This is a genomic window from Ruegeria sp. CL6 (assembly GCF_056536465.1).
In genome coordinates, this window is sequence record NZ_JBQFPR010000001.1 from 1001107 (window position 1) to 1020317 (window position 19211).

General features: G+C 59.0%; 16 protein-coding genes. 12 read left to right on the top strand and 4 right to left on the bottom strand.

Going from position 1 to position 19211, the window contains the following annotated elements; genetic code table 11:
- Positions 1-97: 97 nt before the first annotated feature.
- Positions 98-727 carry a glutathione S-transferase family protein gene (locus ACR0LH_RS04955; protein WP_480719876.1) on the bottom strand — a complete coding sequence of 210 codons (630 nt, stop codon included), beginning with the start codon at positions 725-727 and terminating at the stop codon, positions 98-100.
- 21 nt (positions 728-748) lie between these two features.
- Complete coding sequence (locus ACR0LH_RS04960) at positions 749-1246, bottom strand: class I SAM-dependent methyltransferase (protein WP_480719877.1); 498 nt, start codon at positions 1244-1246, stop codon at positions 749-751.
- Between the two features lie 233 nt (positions 1247-1479).
- On the opposite strand from ACR0LH_RS04960, the gene ACR0LH_RS04965 reads away from it, so the two are divergent.
- From ACR0LH_RS04965 to ACR0LH_RS04985, 5 genes are read left to right on the top strand one after another with little or no spacing between them, the layout of a single operon-like run.
- Positions 1480-3252, top strand: coding sequence for an ABC transporter ATP-binding protein (locus ACR0LH_RS04965; protein ID WP_480719878.1), 1773 nt, complete (start codon positions 1480-1482; stop codon positions 3250-3252).
- Positions 3245-5155, top strand: coding sequence for an ABC transporter substrate-binding protein (locus ACR0LH_RS04970; RefSeq protein ID WP_480719879.1), 1911 nt, complete (start codon positions 3245-3247; stop codon positions 5153-5155). Before ACR0LH_RS04965 ends, ACR0LH_RS04970 begins: the two co-directional genes overlap by 8 nt.
- Before the next feature lie 13 nt (positions 5156-5168).
- Positions 5169-6197 carry an ABC transporter permease gene (locus ACR0LH_RS04975; protein ID WP_170414048.1) on the top strand — a complete coding sequence of 343 codons (1029 nt, stop codon included), beginning with the start codon at positions 5169-5171 and terminating at the stop codon, positions 6195-6197.
- Entirely contained in the window at positions 6194-7348 is a 1155-nt protein-coding gene (locus tag ACR0LH_RS04980) for an ABC transporter permease (RefSeq protein ID WP_480719880.1), read from the top strand. The genes ACR0LH_RS04975 and ACR0LH_RS04980 overlap by 4 nt, the downstream gene beginning before the upstream one ends.
- Positions 7345-8700: a CoA transferase gene (locus ACR0LH_RS04985; RefSeq protein WP_480719881.1), complete on the top strand. Its 1356-nt coding sequence runs from the start codon at positions 7345-7347 to the stop codon at positions 8698-8700. Before ACR0LH_RS04980 ends, ACR0LH_RS04985 begins: the two co-directional genes overlap by 4 nt.
- Positions 8701-8788: 88 nt before the next feature.
- Here the strand turns inward: ACR0LH_RS04985 and ACR0LH_RS04990 are convergent, their stop codons facing one another.
- Complete coding sequence (locus ACR0LH_RS04990; protein ID WP_480719882.1) at positions 8789-11161, bottom strand: mechanosensitive ion channel domain-containing protein; 2373 nt, start codon at positions 11159-11161, stop codon at positions 8789-8791.
- 367 nt (positions 11162-11528) lie between these two features.
- Here ACR0LH_RS04990 and ACR0LH_RS04995 point away from each other — a divergent pair, with 367 nt between their 5' ends.
- The 7 genes from ACR0LH_RS04995 to ACR0LH_RS05025 are packed head-to-tail and all read left to right on the top strand — an operon-like array spanning position 11529 to position 18026.
- Positions 11529-12743 (top strand): hypothetical protein, encoded by a 1215-nt coding sequence (locus ACR0LH_RS04995; RefSeq protein WP_170484350.1) that lies wholly within the window; start codon positions 11529-11531, stop codon positions 12741-12743.
- Positions 12740-13987 (top strand): glycosyltransferase family 4 protein, encoded by a 1248-nt coding sequence (locus ACR0LH_RS05000; RefSeq protein ID WP_480719883.1) that lies wholly within the window; start codon positions 12740-12742, stop codon positions 13985-13987. Before ACR0LH_RS04995 ends, ACR0LH_RS05000 begins: the two co-directional genes overlap by 4 nt.
- Positions 13987-15063: a glycosyltransferase family 4 protein gene (locus ACR0LH_RS05005; protein WP_480719884.1), complete on the top strand. Its 1077-nt coding sequence runs from the start codon at positions 13987-13989 to the stop codon at positions 15061-15063. The genes ACR0LH_RS05000 and ACR0LH_RS05005 overlap by 1 nt, the downstream gene beginning before the upstream one ends.
- A complete protein-coding gene (locus tag ACR0LH_RS05010; RefSeq protein WP_480719885.1) occupies positions 15060-15644 on the top strand; it encodes a histidine phosphatase family protein in 585 nt (194 codons plus the stop codon). The genes ACR0LH_RS05005 and ACR0LH_RS05010 overlap by 4 nt, the downstream gene beginning before the upstream one ends.
- Positions 15641-16783, top strand: coding sequence for a glycosyltransferase family protein (locus ACR0LH_RS05015; protein WP_480719886.1), 1143 nt, complete (start codon positions 15641-15643; stop codon positions 16781-16783). The genes ACR0LH_RS05010 and ACR0LH_RS05015 overlap by 4 nt, the downstream gene beginning before the upstream one ends.
- On the top strand, positions 16780-17553 hold the full coding sequence (locus tag ACR0LH_RS05020) for a polysaccharide deacetylase family protein (protein ID WP_480719887.1): 774 nt from the start codon (positions 16780-16782) through the stop codon (positions 17551-17553). The genes ACR0LH_RS05015 and ACR0LH_RS05020 overlap by 4 nt, the downstream gene beginning before the upstream one ends.
- A complete protein-coding gene (locus ACR0LH_RS05025) occupies positions 17550-18026 on the top strand; it encodes a class I SAM-dependent methyltransferase (RefSeq protein ID WP_480719888.1) in 477 nt (158 codons plus the stop codon). The genes ACR0LH_RS05020 and ACR0LH_RS05025 overlap by 4 nt, the downstream gene beginning before the upstream one ends.
- Here the strand turns inward: ACR0LH_RS05025 and ACR0LH_RS05030 are convergent, their stop codons facing one another.
- Positions 18027-19166 carry an alpha-D-ribose 1-methylphosphonate 5-triphosphate diphosphatase gene (locus tag ACR0LH_RS05030; RefSeq protein WP_480719889.1) on the bottom strand — a complete coding sequence of 380 codons (1140 nt, stop codon included), beginning with the start codon at positions 19164-19166 and terminating at the stop codon, positions 18027-18029.
- Positions 19167-19211: the final 45 nt, after the last annotated feature.

Consider the following 19211-nt stretch of genomic DNA (forward strand, 5'->3'; position numbering starts at 1 on the left):
GCATGACTCGCAAGGGACGCTAGACGCACTGTTCACTTCTGTCTAGACATTTCTGTACAGTCCTGATCGCCAAAACCCGCCAAGCCAGATTGGTCCTTTAAAGCTGGGCGCTGGGACGCGCCGCTATCTTGTCAAACCAGGCCAGAGTTGCGGTGTTTTCCTGAGGAATTTTCATTTTGATCACGCGCGCGAAATCGACGAACACGAAGGTCGAGATATCGGCCAACGTAAATACGTCACCCGCAACAAAAGCACTTTGGGCAAACCGATCTTCCAGAATATCGAAAAACCGTGCGACCCGCGCTGTGCCGCGCTGTGCCAACTCGGGGATCTGTGCGTGGCTCACCGGTCCGGGTATGGCCCGGCCTTCAAACGCCGGATGGGTATTGCGCAGCGCCTCGGCAATCGGCGCGCCGCCCTGTTGCTCGACAATACTGTTCCACATCAGAACCAAGCCTTTTTCGTCCGGCGTCCGCCCCATCAAGGGCGGTTCGGGAAAGCGCGCCTCAAGATAGGCCGCGATACCGAGATTCTCGGTCAGCGCGGTCCCCTCGTCGGTCACAAGAACTGGAATTGTGGCGTTTGGATTGACGGCGCGAAATTCCTCGCTCAGTTGCTCGCCCTTGGCGATAGAGATGTCGTGGGTCTCAATCTCAAGCCCTTTTTCGGCGATGAACATCCGTGCGCGGCGCGGGTTCGGCGCGGTAGAGCAATCATAAAACAGCATCAGAATATCCTTGCAGGCCAGCTAGCGGCGATAGATGAAACAGCGGCCTTCGACCGCTCCTGCCGGTAACGGCACTTCAGTCAGGGTTTCAAAATACATTCGATCGCTCGACACCATCAGCCCCGCTTCGGCCAAAAGCGGTTCAATCAGTGGGGACACAAGGCGCGCAAACGCATCATTCTTTTCCCGGTTGTGCCCGCCAAGGTCCGCATGAATCAGGCTGGCCGTCGCGCCAAAGCGATCCAGCGCAGCAGGGAGCGTTTCCCGCACATCCCCTAAAATCACCAGATCCTCTGGCGGCGTTGAATCAGGATGCGAGGCAACGGCGCGTTCAAAAACATAGACCGGCCGAGTCTCAATGTACTGGACCATATGGTGATAGGTGCGCCCATTGCCCAACCCCAGTTCAAACACCGGTCCCGGCATGCCTTTTGTCTGCGCGATGGCGTGATCCAGACATGCTCGTTGCGAGACCATACGGTCGATGAACAAATCCAGGCGGCTTTGGGTATCGGGCACGGGAAAATCTCTCCTTGGTATCTATCGGCGTAAAAGCTGGGGCCGACATCGCATTTGATGGCAAATCCTCAAGGCTTTGTGTAGGCAATTTGGCCTCAGATTCACATTTCCGCGACATTTCGGCATAAGAACGGGTTTGACTAGTTGGGTCCAACCGCGCGAAACTGCGACAAAAAACACGGGGAGTTGATTAAGCCGATGCCGACTCACGGCCTAACGGGTGGAATACCCGCATGACTGCGTTGTTGTCTGTCCGAGACCTAAGCATCGGTTTCGGTGCGGGCGACTCTGTTGTCAAAGACGTCAACTTCGATGTGGAAGCTGGGCAGACACTTGCGTTGGTCGGGGAATCAGGTTCGGGCAAAACGATCTCTTGCAGGGCCGCATTGCGCATCTTGCCCCGCACTGCCCAGATTCGCAGCGGCACAATTACCCTGAGTGATTCCAAAGGCGTAGAAGAACTGACCCAGATCAGTGAACGCCGGATGAGGGATATCCGCGGCAACCGTATTTCGATGATCTTTCAAGAGCCGATGCGCTCTCTGTCGCCTCTGCACAAAATCGGAAATCAGGTCAGCGAAGTCCTTTGGCTGCATCGCGGCGCGTCCGAGGCCCAGGCGCGCAAAGAAGTTCTGACGCAATTTGAACGGGTCGGGTTCCCCGATCCCCAACGCGCCTATGATTCTTATCCCTTCGAGCTATCCGGAGGCATGCGGCAGCGCGCAATGATCGCAATGGCAATGGTTTCCAAGCCAGAACTGCTGATTGCCGACGAACCCACGACTGCTTTGGACGTGACAACTCAGGCGCAGGTTCTGGGGCTGATCAAAGAGCTTCAGCGCGAAACCGGAATGGCGCTGATCCTTGTAACGCACGATCTGGGCGTGGTTGCGAATATGGCTGAACAGGTCGTTGTGATGCACAAAGGCCGCGTTATGGAATCCGGGGCTGCCGCGCCGATCCTGACCTCTCCGGCACATCCTTACACACAGCAGTTGTTCAACGCCGCGCCGGAAATACCGGACAAGGACGCAGTTGGCATCCCGATGCCTGAAGAAGACCTGATCCTGCAACTGAAGGGCGTGTCCAAGACCTATACGATGCGATCCAGCAAGGGGTGGCAGGGCGAACGGCTGATACATGCCTGTCGCGGCGTGGACCTGAACCTCGCGCGTGGCAAGACTCTGGCCGTCGTCGGTGAAAGCGGCTCTGGCAAAACCACTGCGGCCCGCATTGCCCTTGGCGCGGAACCACCTGACCCGGGCGGCGAGGTTCTTTTCCGCACCTCCCCGAACGAAGACCCGATAACCGTTCACCAGATGTCTCGCGCCCAGCGCACCGCTTTTCAACGCAAGGCGCAGATGGTGTTTCAGGATCCCTACAGCTCGCTCAGTCCGCGGATGCGTATTCAGGACGCCATGACTGAACCGCTTGAGATACACAAAATCGGCTCACCTGCCGAGCAGCGAGACAAGGCCGCCGAGATGTTGCAGCGCGTCGGCCTGAACGCCGACATGCTGAAACGTTACCCTCACGCGTTTTCCGGCGGCCAGCGTCAGCGCCTGTCCATTGCGCGTGCGATGATGCTGGACCCGCAACTGATTGTCTGCGACGAGCCGACCTCGGCTCTGGACGTGTCCGTGCAGGAACAAATCCTGACATTGCTTGAAAATCTGCAAGACAGTCTGAACCTGTCCTATTTCTTCATATCTCACGATCTTGCGGTCGTGGCGCGTATCGCTGACGAAGTTGCGGTGATGCGCCGGGGTCTGGTGGTTGAACAAGCCCCGCCCGAGACCCTGTTCTACAATCCCCGCCACCCTTACACCAAGGCGCTGATTGCCGCTCAGCCGGAACCCGACATCAACCGGCCCATCGACCTGAATTTGGTTGCTTTGGGCGCAGGTTCACCAGACAGTTGGGATGACGCCTTCCGATTTACCGACTCCGTGATACCCTCGCTGGTAGAGATGGAGCCCGGCCATAAGGTACGATGCCATGTTTAAGACCACTCGCCCCCTGCTAATGGCAGCCGCATTGTCGGCTTTTTGGACCCTGCCCGGAATGGCCGGAACTCCGACACCCGTTGAAGGCGTATTTTGGAAAACCGAGGTCGATGCCGGCAATCTGCCTCCGATCGAAGAACGGCTTCCGTCGGAACCCCTGGTCGTCGATCTTGCCGCCAAAGGGCGTGATTTCGGCACGCCCGGAGGCACGCTGCGGACGATGGTCACGCGATCCAAGGACATCCGCCAGATGGTCGTTTACGGATATGCCCGGCTGGTTGGCTTTGATGAGAACTATGAGATTGTGCCGGACCTGCTCGAGTCATTTGAAAACGAAGGCAATCGAAAGTTCACGCTGCATCTGCGCGAAGGGCACAAGTGGTCGGATGGTTCACCCTTTACCTCCGAGGACTTTCGGTACTGGTGGGAGGACGTTGCAAACAATGAGCTTCTCAGCCCGTCCGGTCCGCCTGATTTCCTGATTGTCGAGGGCAAGACGCCGAAGGTATCTTTCCCTGACGAAACCACTGTCGTGTTTGAATGGGACGACCCGAACCCCAACTTCCTGCAGTCGCTGGCACAGGCGCGGCCGCCGTTCATCTACCGGCCGTCGGAATTCCTGAAGCAGTACCATGAAAAGTTTGCAGATGCGGATGAGCTGGCATTCCAGGTCGAGGATGCCCGTGTCAAAAGCTGGGCCGCGCTGCACAACAAGCTGGACAACCTTTATAAGTTCGACAATCACAAATTGCCCACGTTGCAGCCGTGGCTGAATGCCAGCTCTGGTAAAAAGATCCGGCACAATTTCGTGCGCAACCCCTACTATCACCGTATCGACAGCAAGGGCGTGCAACTGCCCTATATCGACGTCGTCGAGATGGAGATCGTCGCTCCCGGTCTGGTGGCCGCCAAGACAAACGCGGGGGAAACCGATTTGCAGGGGCGTGGTCTGGCCTTCCGGGACGCCTCGATCCTGAAAAAGGGTGAAAAGGGTGGCGACTACAAAACCCTGCTTTGGAAAACAGGGGTCGCATCACAGATCGCAATCTATCCCAACCTGAATTTTGCCGATGATGCATGGCGCGAGGTTCTGCGCGACGTGCGCGTGCGTCGCGCCCTGTCATTGGCCATCGACCGAAAGACGATCAATCAGGCGCTCTATTTCAAGCTGGCGCAGCCCGGTGCTATGTCTGTACTGCCGGCGTCGCCGTTTTATGACGAAGAGAACGCAAAGGCTTGGGCGCAGTTTGATGTCGAACTCGCCAATGCCCTGCTGGATGAGGCTGGCCTGACCGAGCGTGACAAGAACGGAATCCGCCTGTTGCCCGATGGACGCCCGATGGAGCTGATCATCGAAACAGCAGGCGAACGGCAAGAGGTCGAAAATGCGCTTCAGATCGTCACTGACACATGGCGCGAGATCGGCGTTGCTCTGGTAATGCGCCCCTTGGACAGGGACATCCTGCGCAACCGGGTGTTTGCCGGCAACACGATGGCATCGGTCTGGTTTGGTTGGGATGACGGCATTCCGCAAAACCACACCTCACCTGCATATCTGGCCCCGACCGATCAGGTGTTTCTGGCGTGGCCGAAATGGGGGCAGCACTATCAAACCGGAGGCGAAGCCGGTGAGCCACCAGACATGCCCGAAGCGCAGCGCCTGATGGAGCTTGCTCATGACTGGGAGATCGCCACGACCGACGAACAGCGTCAAACCGCGTGGAGCGAAATGTTGAAGATTCACGCAGATCAGTTGTACGCGATCGGTATTCTGAATGGCGCGCCCCAGCCCATTGTCGTTTCAAACCGTCTACGCAATGTGCCGGAACAGGCAATGTGGGCATGGGAACCCGGCGCGCATTTTGGTATTCATCGTCCCGACGAGTTTTTCTTCGCCGACTGACAGGAGCAGCTAAATGGTAATGCTGCGCTATGCGGTGTATCGCTTTTTCACGATGCTGCTGACGCTTTTGGTGGTGTCGGTGCTGGTCTTCGTGATCATCAACCTTCCGCCCGGCGACTATCTCAGCAACCAGATCGCAGAGCTTCAGGCATCGGGTCAGTCTGCGGGCGTGGCCAAGGCCGAGTTCCTGCGCACAGAATACGCGCTGGACCGCCCCATGTGGGAGCAATACCTGATCTGGATAGGCTTCTGGCCCGGCCCTCATGGGTTTGAAGGGCTGTTGCAGGGCAATTACGGCTGGTCCTTCGAGTTTGACCGCCCCGTGGCCGAAATCGTAGGCGACACCTTGTGGTTGACCGTGGTGGTCAACCTTGCCGCCATTCTGTTCGTCTACGCGGTCGCCTTGCCGCTTGGTGTCATTGCCGCTGCGCGGTCCCGGACGTGGATCGACTATACCTCGGCCTTTGTTGGTTACCTTGGACTGGCAACGCCGAACTTCCTGCTGGCTCTGATCCTGTTCTATTACGGCCACCGCTACTTCAACCTGCCAATCGGTGGCCTGATGGATCCCTCGTTTGAGGGCCAACCGATGAGCTGGGACAAGATGAAGTCCATCCTGGTTCACCTGATTGTCCCGACATTCGTGATCGGCACGTCCGGCGCGTCTGCCATGATGCAACGCCTGCGCGCCAATATGCTGGATGAATTGGGCAAGCCTTACGTGGAAACGGCCATCGCCAAGGGGATGTCTCCGTCGCGGATGCTGACGAAATACCCGCTGCGCGTGGCCTTCAACCCCTTCGTGGCGGATATCGGTAACCTGCTGCCGTCAATGGTATCCGGCTCGGTTCTGGTGTCGGTCGTTTTGGGCTTGCAAACCATCGGCCCCACCCTTCTGACCGCGCTGAAAACGCAGGACCAGTTCTTGTCTGCCTTTATCCTGATGTTCGTGGCTCTGCTGACCCTGATCGGGACCATGATCTCTGATATCCTGCTGGTCATGCTGGACCCGCGCATTCGCTATGAGGGGCGCGAGGCATGACCAAACGATCTGACGGCCGCTATGTCGACGACGCTCCATTCGATCCGGATGCCGCCCTGCAACAGCTTGAGCGCGCGGATCTGGACGCCCCCAACTGGGTTCTGGTCTGGCGCAAGTTCAGAACGCACAAGCTGGGTCTGATCTCTGGCATCTTTTTGTTGCTGTGCTACCTGATGCTGCCGTTTGCGGGGTTTATCGCCCCCTATGGCCCGAATGAGCGCAACGACGAACACCTTTACGCCCCACCACAAAGCATCAACTGGTTCCACGACGGAAAATTCATCGGTCCTCATGTCTATCCAATCGTCGCCGAGGCGGATCTTGAGACATTCCAGTGGAAGTTCATTCCCGATACGGAAGACCCGCGGCCAATCCGGTTCTTTTGCGAAGCAAGTGAATACAAGCTGGCGGGACTGATCCGAACGGATACGCACCTGTTCTGCGCGCCCGAGGGCGCAACCCTGTTCCTGTGGGGCTCTGACCGTCTGGGTCGCGACGTGTTCAGCCGAATTCTATACGGCGCGCAACTCTCGCTTACAGTTGGCCTGATCGGTATCTCTGTTTCCTTCTTCCTTGGTATCCTGTTCGGGTCCATGGCCGGATACTTCGGCGGCAAGATCGACTGGGTTATCAACCGTGTGATTGAAATTCTGCGCTCTCTCCCGGAACTTCCGCTTTGGCTGGCACTGTCGGCTGCGGTGCCGTCGAATTGGAGCCCGGTTGCGGTGTTCTTCATCATCTCGATCATTCTCGGGATACTCGACTGGCCCGGTCTTGCGCGATCCGTGCGCGCCAAGTTCCTGTCCCTGCGGGAAGAGGAATATGTCCGCGCCGCCGAGATGATGGGCGCAAGCTCGGGCCGGGTGATCCGCAAACACCTGCTGCCGAATTTCATGTCGCACCTGATCGCTTCGGCCACCTTGTCCATCCCGGCCATGATCCTTGGGGAAACGGCGCTCAGCTTCCTTGGCCTTGGGCTTAGGGCTCCTGCTGTCAGTTGGGGCGTGATGCTGAATGACGCGCAGAACTTGGCCTCAATCGAGATATATCCGTGGACGGCTATCCCGATGCTGCCGATCATTGTAGTGGTTCTGGCCTTCAACTTCCTTGGCGACGGGCTGCGGGACAGTCTGGACCCATATCAGCAATGACCCTGATCTCTGCCCTACCCGCATCAGGTGGCTATCTGACAACGGGATCAGGGGCGCGGCCCAGTGTCTATGCGGTGTCAGAACTGGCAACCGCCAGTTTCGCCGCTGTGGGTCAGGAACTGGCCCGCTTGATCGCAGCACTGAACCTTGCCCCCAGCGCGCCAGAGGTTTCGGTCGATCACAGGCTGGCCTCTCTCTGGTACGGGTTTTCCTTCAAGCCGGACTGTTGGGAAATGCCAAGCCTCTGGGACGCCATTGCCGGAAATTATCAGGCCGCAGATGGGTGGATCAGGCTGCATACCAACCTGCCCCGTCACCGGGCGGCGGCATTGAAAGTTCTAGGTGCCAAACCAGAGCGCGAGGCCGTATCGCAGGCCGTGAAAACTTGGGCGATTTCTGATCTCGAAACTGCAATCGTCGCAGAGGGCGGCGTGGCCGCCGCCATGCGCAGCCGCTCGGACTGGTTGGATCATCCGCAGGGGCGCGCCGTCTCGCGTGATCCCTTGATCGGGTGGACCAATCCCCGTCCGATTACCTTGCGCGACAGGCCGCAGGCAACGGCAGAGCGCCCGCTGACGGGCCTCCGCGTCCTTGATTTGACTCGCGTGCTGGCTGGGCCAGTATCCACGCGCACTTTGGCCGGGTTCGGGGCCGAGGTATTGCGCATCGACCCACCGGGCTGGGACGAGCCCGGTGTGATTCCCGATATCTCTTTGGGCAAACGCTGTGCCTATCTGGATCTGAAAATCCCCAAGGGCATCGAAAAGTTGCACTCTCTGCTGTCGCAGGCCGATGTGTTTGTTCACGGATACCGGCCCGGCGCTTTGGATGCGCTTGGCCTGACACAGGCAAAGCGGGATGAACTGGCCCCGAACCGCGTCGAAGTCACCCTGAACGCCTATGGCTGGCAGGGACCGTGGGCCAACCGGCGTGGTTTTGACAGCCTTGTACAGATGAGCAGTGGCATCGCCGATGCAGGGCGTGTTTGGGCCAAAGCCGACAAGCCGACGCCCCTGCCTGTTCAGGCGCTGGATCACGCAACCGGCTACCTGATGGCCGCAGCCGTTCTGTCTGCACTGGCCGAGGCCGCATCGGGCGGATCTGTCATGCAAGCCCGGATGTCGCTGGCCCGCACAGCCGAGTTGCTGGCAAGCCTCGCCAAGTCCGAAACCACCGAAGAAATAGCGCAGGCCAAGCCCGCTGACTTTTCTGACAAGCCCGAGGTCTCGGGCTGGGGCAAAGGCTATCGCCTGAAGCCCGCCCTCCGCGTGGGCAAGGCAGACATGTATTGGCCCTTGCCTGCATCCAAGCTGGGCTCGTCCCAACCCAACTGGTCAACGTCTAAGTCATAACGCACCCGCCGCGCGGCACGCGCGGCCCGGCCCAACGCTTTGGGCGGTGTCTCGTCAGAGACGCAACCCAAAGGGGCGGGAGCCGCCCCTAGCGATCATCGCCACCCGGACCGATATCGTCGAGGTAATCCTCGTCAATTGCGGCCTGCACCGCCCCGGTAACGGCCTCGCGCTGTTTTGGCGTCAGGTCCTCTGCCGCCTTTTCATCGGCCAGACGAACCGTAACCTCGCGGTGAGCAAAGCGAATGCCTTCGCGGGCGAACAGCTCTCGGATTTCCTGATAGACCTTCTTGCGTACAAGCCACTGGTCACCCGGCTTGGTCATGAACTTGACCCGGATGATCATCGCGGAATCCTGCATTTCGATCACACCCTGAGATTTCAGCGGCTGGATGAAATTGTCACCAATCACCGGGTCACTCAGCAGTTCCTGACCCAGTTTCTTGATCAGCTTGCGCACCTTCTCGACATCGGTGTCATACGTCACCCGCAGCGGCAGCTTCATGATCACCCAATCGCGGGAGTAGTTTGTCAGAACCTTGATCTCTCCAAAGGGAATCGTGTTCAGCGCACCCAAGTGGTGGCGCAGTTGGAAAGACCGAACCGAGATCTTCTCAACCGTCCCCTTCACATCGCCAATGTCGATATATTCGCCCTTGCGGAACGCATCATCCATCAGGAAGAACGCGCCCGAGAAGATATCCCGCACCAGCGTTTGCGAACCAAAGCCAACCGCCAGACCTACGACACCAGCACCCGCAAACAGCGGACTGACATTGATCCCCAACTCCATCAGCACGATCAGAACGATCGTGACGACAACCACGGCAAGGATCGCACCGCGGAACAGTGGCAAGAGAGTGGCCAGACGGCTTTGCCCACCTTCGCCACCTTCGTCACCCAGCTCGGCTTCGCCGCCGCCCTCGTCAATCTCCTCGGCAATCTTGCTGTCGATCCACACACGGAAGAAATGGAACAGGATATATCCGATGAACAAGATGACCATCACGTCGAGGGCACGTTCAATGGGCAGGTCTTCGCTCCAGCTTGCATCCGGGTTCCAGATCACCACCAGTGCGTACAGACCAACGACAAAGGCCAGAATACCTGCAACGCGCCGGGCCAGATCCTCATACGTTACGATCGAATGCTTGCGCTGCTCTGCAAGCGGCGTGTCGATGGTCTCGATGTCTTGATCTTCCTCTGCTTCGGCATTGATTTCTTCCATCTGGCGATTGCGGTCGAAATACCGCTCCAGCAGATAGTTCATCGCGCCATAGGCAATGACAACCGACATGAAGATCGCATAGCTGCTGGCAACAATGGGGATCGAGTTTTCGTTTTCGAGCACCAGATCGACTGCCAGCTTGAACCAGCTGAACACCATGTAGACGATCAGAACCGGTGCCCACGCAAATGAAATGAACCGCAGGATCCAGGACACCTGATCAGGCGAACGCCCCCCGCGAATGGCGTTGGAAATTGCCCGTGCGTTGAACAGGATCATCAGAATATTGCCCAGCGCCCCGACCATTGTCAGACTACCGTAGACCATCGCATAGACGTTGTAGTTCAGTCCGAAATCCGCGACCCAAGTCGAGAACAAGACCACGGTGATGTCATAAGTCGCCAATGCCGAGGCCCAGACATACAACCGTTTGGCGTCGCGGTCCGAAAACGGTGGCAGGCGGTACTGGCTCAGATACGGCGACAGCACCATGCGCCACAGGTCCGACACCGTTCGAGACAGGAAGAATGCCGTGAAGATCGCCGTGACCGTAAACTGGATCGAGATATCTTCGGCCTCGCCGAAGAACAGATACCCAACGATCAGCGCCATCAGCATCGCAAAAACCGTGGCTCCGATCCCCATCAGGAAGCGGAACACCAGAAACGGCATCTTTTCACGATACCCCTGCGGGTTTTCTTTGGATCGCGCGACAACGATCCCTTTGGCGATGCGCTTGCCGTAAATCTCTATGGACAACCATCGGCCCAGCAAAAGGAACAGGATGTTCCAGAAAAGAACCTCGACATAGGTTTGAATCCGACCATCGGGGCTGGTTTGCCGAAGGATGTACTGAACTTCAAATATTGAGTAGGGCAGCGCCTCAAGCCGCGACGCCATCGACTCGCGGAACTTGGAAAACCGCTCTTGCGCTTTCATAAGCTGCGACCCTTCGGACATCGGGTCGTGCGGCGCGGCGCCATCTACAGCGCCCTGTGTCCCCCCTGACGAGACAATCTGACCGGCGCTATCGATCACGATTACGCTTGCTCCGGCCTCGGTCGCCGAACGAATGGCTGCGGCCAGATCGCTTTCGTCGCTCGCATCAGCGCTTGTGTCCGAGCCAGAACTGTACCCTGGAATAAGCGAGGTCTGCGCCAGCGCCTCGGTGGGAAAAGCCAGCGATATCACCCAGATCATCAGGGCAGCAACTGCGAAAAGTCTAATTTTCATCGAGTGTTCTATCCCGTTCGGCGTTTAAAGGGCAGATTACAGAAGCACGTAGCTGTGTTCAAATCATCAAACATTCGCTTCCCAATATCGTGTCCGCCCGTGTTCCCGGCGCAATGAGTATCATTGAAGTGTTTTCAACCGGGCAAAAACTGAATATGAGCAATCGAGCAAGGTGCGCAAAGGATGCGGATTTTGCGTTTGATTTAGAACAGGGAACCTCTGGAAAAACTGTTGTAACATGTAGCCAAATCGCAATGGTTTTCGGTTTTGGCTCGTCACGACCGAGTTTTTGCAAGCGGGCGTAAAACATATACGATACAGGTGCTAGCGCGCGGAGTTGCACCGAGACACAAATACAGGCGAAAGCATGAGCCTAGGAAGACAAAACGATACAATCGGCCGTGCGCCCCGCATCCTGTTCTACAGCCACGATACGTTCGGACTGGGCCATTTGCGCAGGTCTCGCGCCTTGGCCTCGGCGATCACACAGGCCGATCCTAGCGCCTCGGCACTGATCCTGACGGGATCGCCTGTTGCGGGGCGATTTACATTTCCACGCCGCGTGGACCATGTCCGCCTGCCGGGGGTAACGAAACGGGCCGACGGGTCTTATGCCTCACAAACGATGGGCATGGGCATTGAAGAGGTGACGGAATTGCGGGCCGGTTTGATTCAGACTGCGGTCCAGCAGTTTGAACCCGATGTTCTGATTGTCGACAAAGAACCCACCGGGTTTCGCGGTGAGCTGTTGCCAACGCTTGAAACGCTGTACCAGACCAAGGACACGCGTTTGGTATTGGGGCTGCGCGACGTTCTGGATGAACCCGAAGTTCTCGCTGCCGAGTGGGACCGGAAAGAAGCCGTTACAGCGACCGAAAAGTACTATGACGAAATCTGGGTTTACGGCTTGCGGTCGATCTATGACCCCACCAGTGGTTTGCCGCTTAGCCCGGCCGCACAATCTCGTATCCATTGGACGGGCTATCTGCGTCGCGATCTGGGGCCCGTGGGCGAACCGCCCGAACAGCCCTATATCCTGATCACGCCGGGTGGCGGTGGCGACGGCAAGGCGATGGTTAACCTTGTCCTGTCCGCCTACGAACAGGACCCAGACCTTTCGCCGCGGGCCGTGCTGGTCTATGGCCCTTTCCTGTCCGGCGAATTGCGCGAAGACTTTGAAACCCGCGTCGCCGCCCTGAATGGCCGCGTGACAGCCGTGGGCTTTGAATCCCAGATCGAAACGCTGTTTGCGGGCGCTGCCGGCGTGGTCTGCATGGGCGGCTACAACACCTTCTGCGAGGTCCTGTCTTTCGACAAACGCGCGGTCATTGTTCCGCGCACGACACCAAGGCTGGAACAGTGGATTCGCGCCTCACGTGCCGAGGGTCTGGGGCTGGTTCGCATGCTGGACGAAAGCCGGGACGGGCTGACAACGGACGCGATGGTTCAGGCGATCCGCGCCCTGCCTCATCAGCCGCTGCCCTCTCAGGCAATTCAGGACGGGCTGCTGGATGGGCTGGACTATGTCACCAGCCGGATTGACGCCCTGCTGGGTGGTGAGCGGGAACGGGCCACCGGATGACATCCAAGCCTCCGAAACTGGCGGTGCTGGTCAAAGGGTGGCCGCGCCTGTCCGAGACGTTCATCGCGCAAGAACTGGTTGCCCTGCAGGATGCAGGTCATCGCTTTGACATCTGGTCCCTTCGGCATCCAACAGATGTGAAACGTCATCCGCTGCATGATCGGTTCAAGGGTAAGGTGCATTACTTGCCCGAATACCTTTACCAAGAGCCGGATCGCGTCTGGGCCGCCCGGCGCGCGGCCCAAGGCTTGCCCGGCTACGCCGAAGCCTATCGGGTTTGGCGTGCTGATCTGCGCCGTGACCCGACGCATAACCGCATTCGACGCTTTGGGCAGGCATGCGTTCTGGCCGCCGAGCTGCCGCAGGCGACGCGGGTGATGTATGCCCATTTCATGCATACGCCGTCATCCGTCGCCCGCTATGCAGCCATCATGCGCGGCCTGCCCTGGAGCTTTTCTGCGCACGCCAAGGACATTTGGACATCCCCCGATTGGGAAAAGTCCGAAAAGCTGCAGGCCAGCACGCACGGTGCCGCGTTTGGCGCAACCTGTACCGCAGTCGGCGCGGAACACCTGCGCAGTCTGGCCGACGATCCAAAGCGGGTCGATCTGATCTATCACGGGTTGGACCTGACACGCTTCCCGCCCCCGCCAGATCGCAAACCCCGCGCCTCGGGTGATCCGTTTCATATGCTGTCCGTTGGTCGGTTGGTTGAAAAGAAAGGGTTCGACCGCCTGATCGACGCCTTTGCCATGCTGCCTGACGAACTGAACTGGCGCTGGACGCATATCGGCGGCGGGACTTTGGGAAAAGTTCTGCAGGAACGCGCCCGGGCCGCCGGGGTCGCGCATCGGATCGTGTGGAAAGGCGCGTGCGACCAACCAGAAGTCATCGCCGCGATGCGCGAGGCCGACTTGTTTGTGCTACCCAGCCGCGTCGCGTCGGACGGCGACCGGGACGGCTTGCCCAACGTGCTGATGGAGGCCGCGTCCCAGCGCCTGCCGATCCTGTCCACACCCGTCTCAGCGATCCCGGAATTCATCGAAACCGGTCGGCACGGCATTTTGTCAGACGATGATCCTGCCGCCCTTGCCGCAGCCATGATCCAGATGGCCGACAATCCCGTCGGAACCGCGGCGATGGCAAACGCCGCCCATGACCGACTTATCGCCGAGTTTCGGATGGATCCGGGCATCGCGCGTCTTTCCGAACGGCTCAGCGCCCTTGGCGCGGGCCCGGACTGATGGCGCGCGTCGCCTTTTACACTCCGATGAAATCACCGGACAGCCCGGTGCCGTCTGGTGATCGTGAAATGGCACGCAACCTGATGCAGGCAATTGGCGCGCAAGGTGACACGGTTGATCTGGTGTCGCACCTGCGCATCTATGACAAGACCGGCGATGCCAATGTCCAAGAGGAATTGTGCGCACAAGCCGAGACAGAGGCGCAAAGGTTGATTGCAGAATTGCCTGCGGATACAGCGCTTTGGGTGACCTATCACAATTATTACAAGGCACCGGACCTGCTGGGTCCCCGCGTGTGCAAAGCCAGCAACATCCCCTATGTGCAATTGGAAAGCACCCGCGCCACAAGCCGGTTGAAAGGCCCGTGGGCCGGGTTCGCGCAAGCTGCGCACGATGCATGCGACGCCGCGCAGGTGATTTATTATCACACGGCCAACGACCTCATTACGCTGGAACGGGAAAAGTTTGGAGCGCAACGCCTGGTGGAACTGCCTCCGTTCCTGCCACTTTCAGAGCTACCGACCCCATCGACCTGCAAAGGGCCGATGCTGACCGTTGGAATGATGCGGCAAGGCGATAAGCTGGCCTCATATGAGATTTTGGCTCAATCATTGGGTCATTTGCAGAGCGATTGGTCTCTCAAAATCGCAGGCGACGGTCCGGCCCGCGCAGCGGTCGAGACGTTGATGGCCCCCTTCGGATCAAAGGTGCACTTTCTGGGCCAGCTGGATCGGGACGCGCTGCAAGCGCATTACCAAACCGCGTCCCTGCTGGTTTGGCCCGGCGTGAATGAGGCGTATGGAATGATCTATCTGGAAGCGCAGGCCAATGGGATGCCGGTGGTGGCGCAAGACAGGCCGGGCGTTCGTGATGTTTTGGCTCCGGGTGATTATCCGTCGCCGGACGCAGGCCCATCTGCGCTGGCTGCACGTATTCAAACCGTGCTGAATGACAAGCCGCTGCGCCTTTCGATCGGACGTTTATCGCGTGAACGAATAGCCGCGCGACACCTTATGCCCGCGGCCACGGACAGGTTCTGGAAGGCCGCACGCCCATTGATTGAGGGACGCCAATGACCCGCCTTGCACTGCTGCGCCATGGACATACGGAATGGAACCGCGCCGGTCGCATACAGGGGCGCAGCGACATCCAACTCGACGAAGATGCGCGTCAGGACTTGTCGACCTATCGCCTGCCGCAACCGTGGGACACGGCGGCCATTTGGTCCAGCCCACTTGCGCGGGCCCGAGAAACGGCCCAACTGGTATCGGGGCAGGATCCTATGATGTCCGCTGCGCTGACCGAGATGAACTGGGGTGACTGGGAAGGCCTGCGCGGTGTCGACCTGATCGCGGATACTGGCAGCGGCTACCGCCATATCGAGGATTGGGGATGGGATTTTCGACCTCCGAACGGGGAAAGCCCTGCGGAAGTAAGGTTGCGTTTGCGCCCATGGCTGGACTCACTGCGTGGTGATACCGTTGCGGTCTGCCATATCGGTATTATGCGGGTCATTTTGGCGATGGCCTGGGGTTGGGATTTTAGCGGCGCCCCCCCCTTCAAAATCAAACGCAACCGCCTGTATATCGTTGATATGGATACTATGCGCCCTGACCCTGAACCCGTCCGCCTGATCCGGGCAGAGGTTCCCGAATGAAAGTCATGATCGTCGTCACCCATCTGCTGGGGACAGGGCACCTGAGCCGCGCGCTCACGCTGGGGCGGGCCTTTGTGCAAGACGGTCATCAGGTTCTTCTGGTGTCCGGCGGAATGCCCGCACCGCAACTGGATAGCGCCGGGATAACGCTGCTTGGGTTGCCACCCTTACGGTCAGACGGCACGGATTTCACGCGGCTGCTGACGCAAACAGGCGACGTTGCGGATGATGCCTATATGCAGGCGCGCAAACGGGCTTTGGTAGAAGCGGTGCGATCCTTCGCCCCGGATATTCTGATCACCGAGCTTTACCCCTTTGGACGCAGGTCCTTGACGGATGAGTTCACCGCAGCGCTTGACGCGGCACAGGAACTGCCCGTCAAACCCGTTATTTTGGGGTCTGTGCGGGATATACTCGCCCCGCCATCCAGGCCCTCAAAGGCCGAACGCACCGAGCAGATCGTGCTGGACAGCTATAACGGTATTTTGGTTCATTCCGACCAGAAGGTCGTTCCGTTGGACCTAAGCTGGCCGGTCTCGGAACAGCTTGAGAGACGGCTGTTTTACACGGGCTTTGTTGCGCCCAAAGCCCCTGATCCGCACCCCGACGCGCTGGGTCAGGGCGAAGTGCTTGTCAGCGCCGGAGGGGGATCGGTGGGGCAACCGATCTTTCGTGCGGCTATCGAAGCCGCCCGAAAGATGTCCAACAGGCGCTGGCGCCTGCTGGTCGGTGGACAGGACGCAAGCGCGCGCATTGATCACCTGTCCCAATACGTAGGCGACGCACCCGTAACCCTCGAAAAGGTGCGGCCCGATTTCCGCCAGATGCTGCCCCACGCGGCCGCATCGGTCAGCATGTGCGGATACAATACCGCGCTCGACATCCTTCAGGCGGGGACACCCGCGGTATTCGTGCCATTCGATGATGGCAAAGAGGTTGAGCAGACGCTGCGCGGAGAAAGCCTGTCTAACTTACCCGCGATCAACGTTCTGCCAAGTCAGGACCTGAACGGCGACACGTTGGCGATGGAGGTGGACCGCGTTTTTGATGCCCCCATCAGGCCAACCGCAGAGTTTGGGTTTGACGGGGCCGCAAAGTCCGTGGACATCGCCAAGACCCTCTTGGAGCAGCGCAAATGACCGTCGATTGGCGTCCCTTGATGGTCGAGCTTGAGGTTTGGCAGAACACGGGCCTGTCGCTGCCTTTATGGTGGCGTGACGACGACGCAGTTACCATCACTCCGCAGCTTGATCGTCTGACCGCCCTGTCAGATAGGCTTGGTTTGCCAGTGCATCTGGCGATGATCCCACGAGACGCTGACGACGCACTGACGGGGCATGTCTTGGACAATCCCTGCCTGATCCCGGTTGTTCATGGATGGGCACATCAAAACCACGCGCCGCAGGGCGAGAAAAAGTCGGAATTCCGGCTGCACCGACCCGTGTCAGAGATACTGGAAGACGCGCAAGCCGGGCTGGACCGATTGAATGCCGCGTTCGGCGAGCGCTTGTGCCCGATGTTCGTGCCGCCCTGGAACCGAATTGCCCCGGACGTCGTAAAAGGACTGCCTGATTTGGGCTACCGGTTTCTGTCGACTGCCACGCCGCGAAAGACCACCTACCCTGTGTCAGGACTGCTACAGGTTAATACGCATCTGGATCCGATTGACTGGCGTGGGACACGGGGATTGGTCGCTTCGGATACCTTGATCCAACAAGCCGTGGACCTGCTGCGGGATCGCCGCGAAGGGCGTACCGACAATACTGAACCCTTTGGCGTTCTGACCCATCACCTTGTCCATGACGAAGACGTCTGGACATTCACACAAGACCTGCTGCACCGGCTATTGGATGGGCCTGCCGTCATCTGGACCGCGCAGCAGAACGATACAAGACGGAGACCTGAATGAGCCGACTGGATTCCATGCTGCGCCGCCTGACGGCCCAACGCGATGGGCTGAACTGGGCAGCCGAACAGATATCCGACATGACCGGAGACGTTCTGGACATGGGTCTGGGAAACGGTCGAACCTATGATCACCTCAGGGAAATCCTGCCGGACCGCCGCATCTGGGTGATGGACCGGGTTCTGCAATGCCACCCGTCCAGCACTCCGCCAGCAGAGGACTTTCTGCAGGGCGAAGCGGAACCCATGCTCAAGAAGCTAGCCGCAGACGGGCAAAAAATCGCGATGGCACATTATGATTTCGGGCGCGGCATTAAGGACGAGGACGTGGCCGAAGCCGCTCGTCTAAGCCCCCTCATAGCGCAGGTTATGCGACCGGGCGGCCTATTGATCTCGGGTCAGCCCTTGGTGGGATTTGACCAGATCAGCGGCCCGGACACCATCGCCCCGGACCGGTATCTGTTCTACATGGCCTGATCAGGCCACACGACGCCCACGCGACCAGACACCGTTGAGCGCAGGTGCGCCCTCGCGCAGTCGGAACCGAATGACGTCCGCGCGTGCCCCGGCGCGCAATTCGCCGCGATCATCCAGCCCTACAACTAACGCAGGCGTCTGTGTCACGGTCCGCAATCCGCGCGCCATATCACCCCACATCTCGCCCAATCGGGCCGCCGACAGCAGCAGGGCGGCGGGCACATAGTCTGACGACAAAATGTCCAGATGTCCGAGTTCGGCAAGCTCATGCGCCGCGACATTGCCGGAATGCGACCCGCCCCGGATCACATTCGGAGCACCCATCATCACCTTGATTCCGTGGTCGTGGCAGGCTCGGGCAGCCTCAACGGTTGTGGGGAATTCGGCCAGCGTAATCCCATGCCCTGCGGAAATGCGCACTTGGGCATCCGTGGTATCGTCGTGACTGGCCAGCATCGCGCCAAAGCGCCGGGCGGCATTAACCGTCTCGACTTCGTGCCTGTCGCCAAAGCGTTCGCGCAGCGATTTGAGTTGGGCGACATGCTGAAGAAAGTCGTCATCATTCATGCCGTGCTTGCCCTTCATATACGCCTCAAGCTGGGCCATGTCCCGGAACTGTCGCTGGCCGGGCGTGTGATCCATCAGCGACACAAGGCCCACTCGGTCGTCCGCATCAAACTCGTCAAGCTCCGCGACCAGTGTCTCGGAACAAACCTCTGCCCGAAGGTGAAGGAAGTGACTGATCTTTAGCGCGTCCTGCTCGCGCAAATTCCACAGCTCGCGGGACAGGTCACGCGCATATTTCTTGTAGCGCTGGCCGCTGGGGATCGAGCCGATGCGCATGGCGTCAAACACAGTGGTGATCCCTGTGCTGGCCAGTTCAGCATCATGCGCGAGGATGGCCGCGGCATGAGGCCAGTCGACCCTTGGGCGCGGCTGAATGTGACGTTCCAGATTGTCGGTGTGCAATTCGACCAGTCCGGGGCATACAAAATCCCCGTCGCAGTCAATCGCACCTGCGGGAATCGCGGCACCGGACGCGACCTCGACAATTGTCTCACCCGCAATCCGAACACTGCCCGTTAGCGTCTCGTTGGGAAGAACGAGTGTGGCATTGGCAAGGATCATTTCTTCTGTCATCTGAACTTCACACGGTTTGAGCTATTGGGAAGGCCACGCATAGGA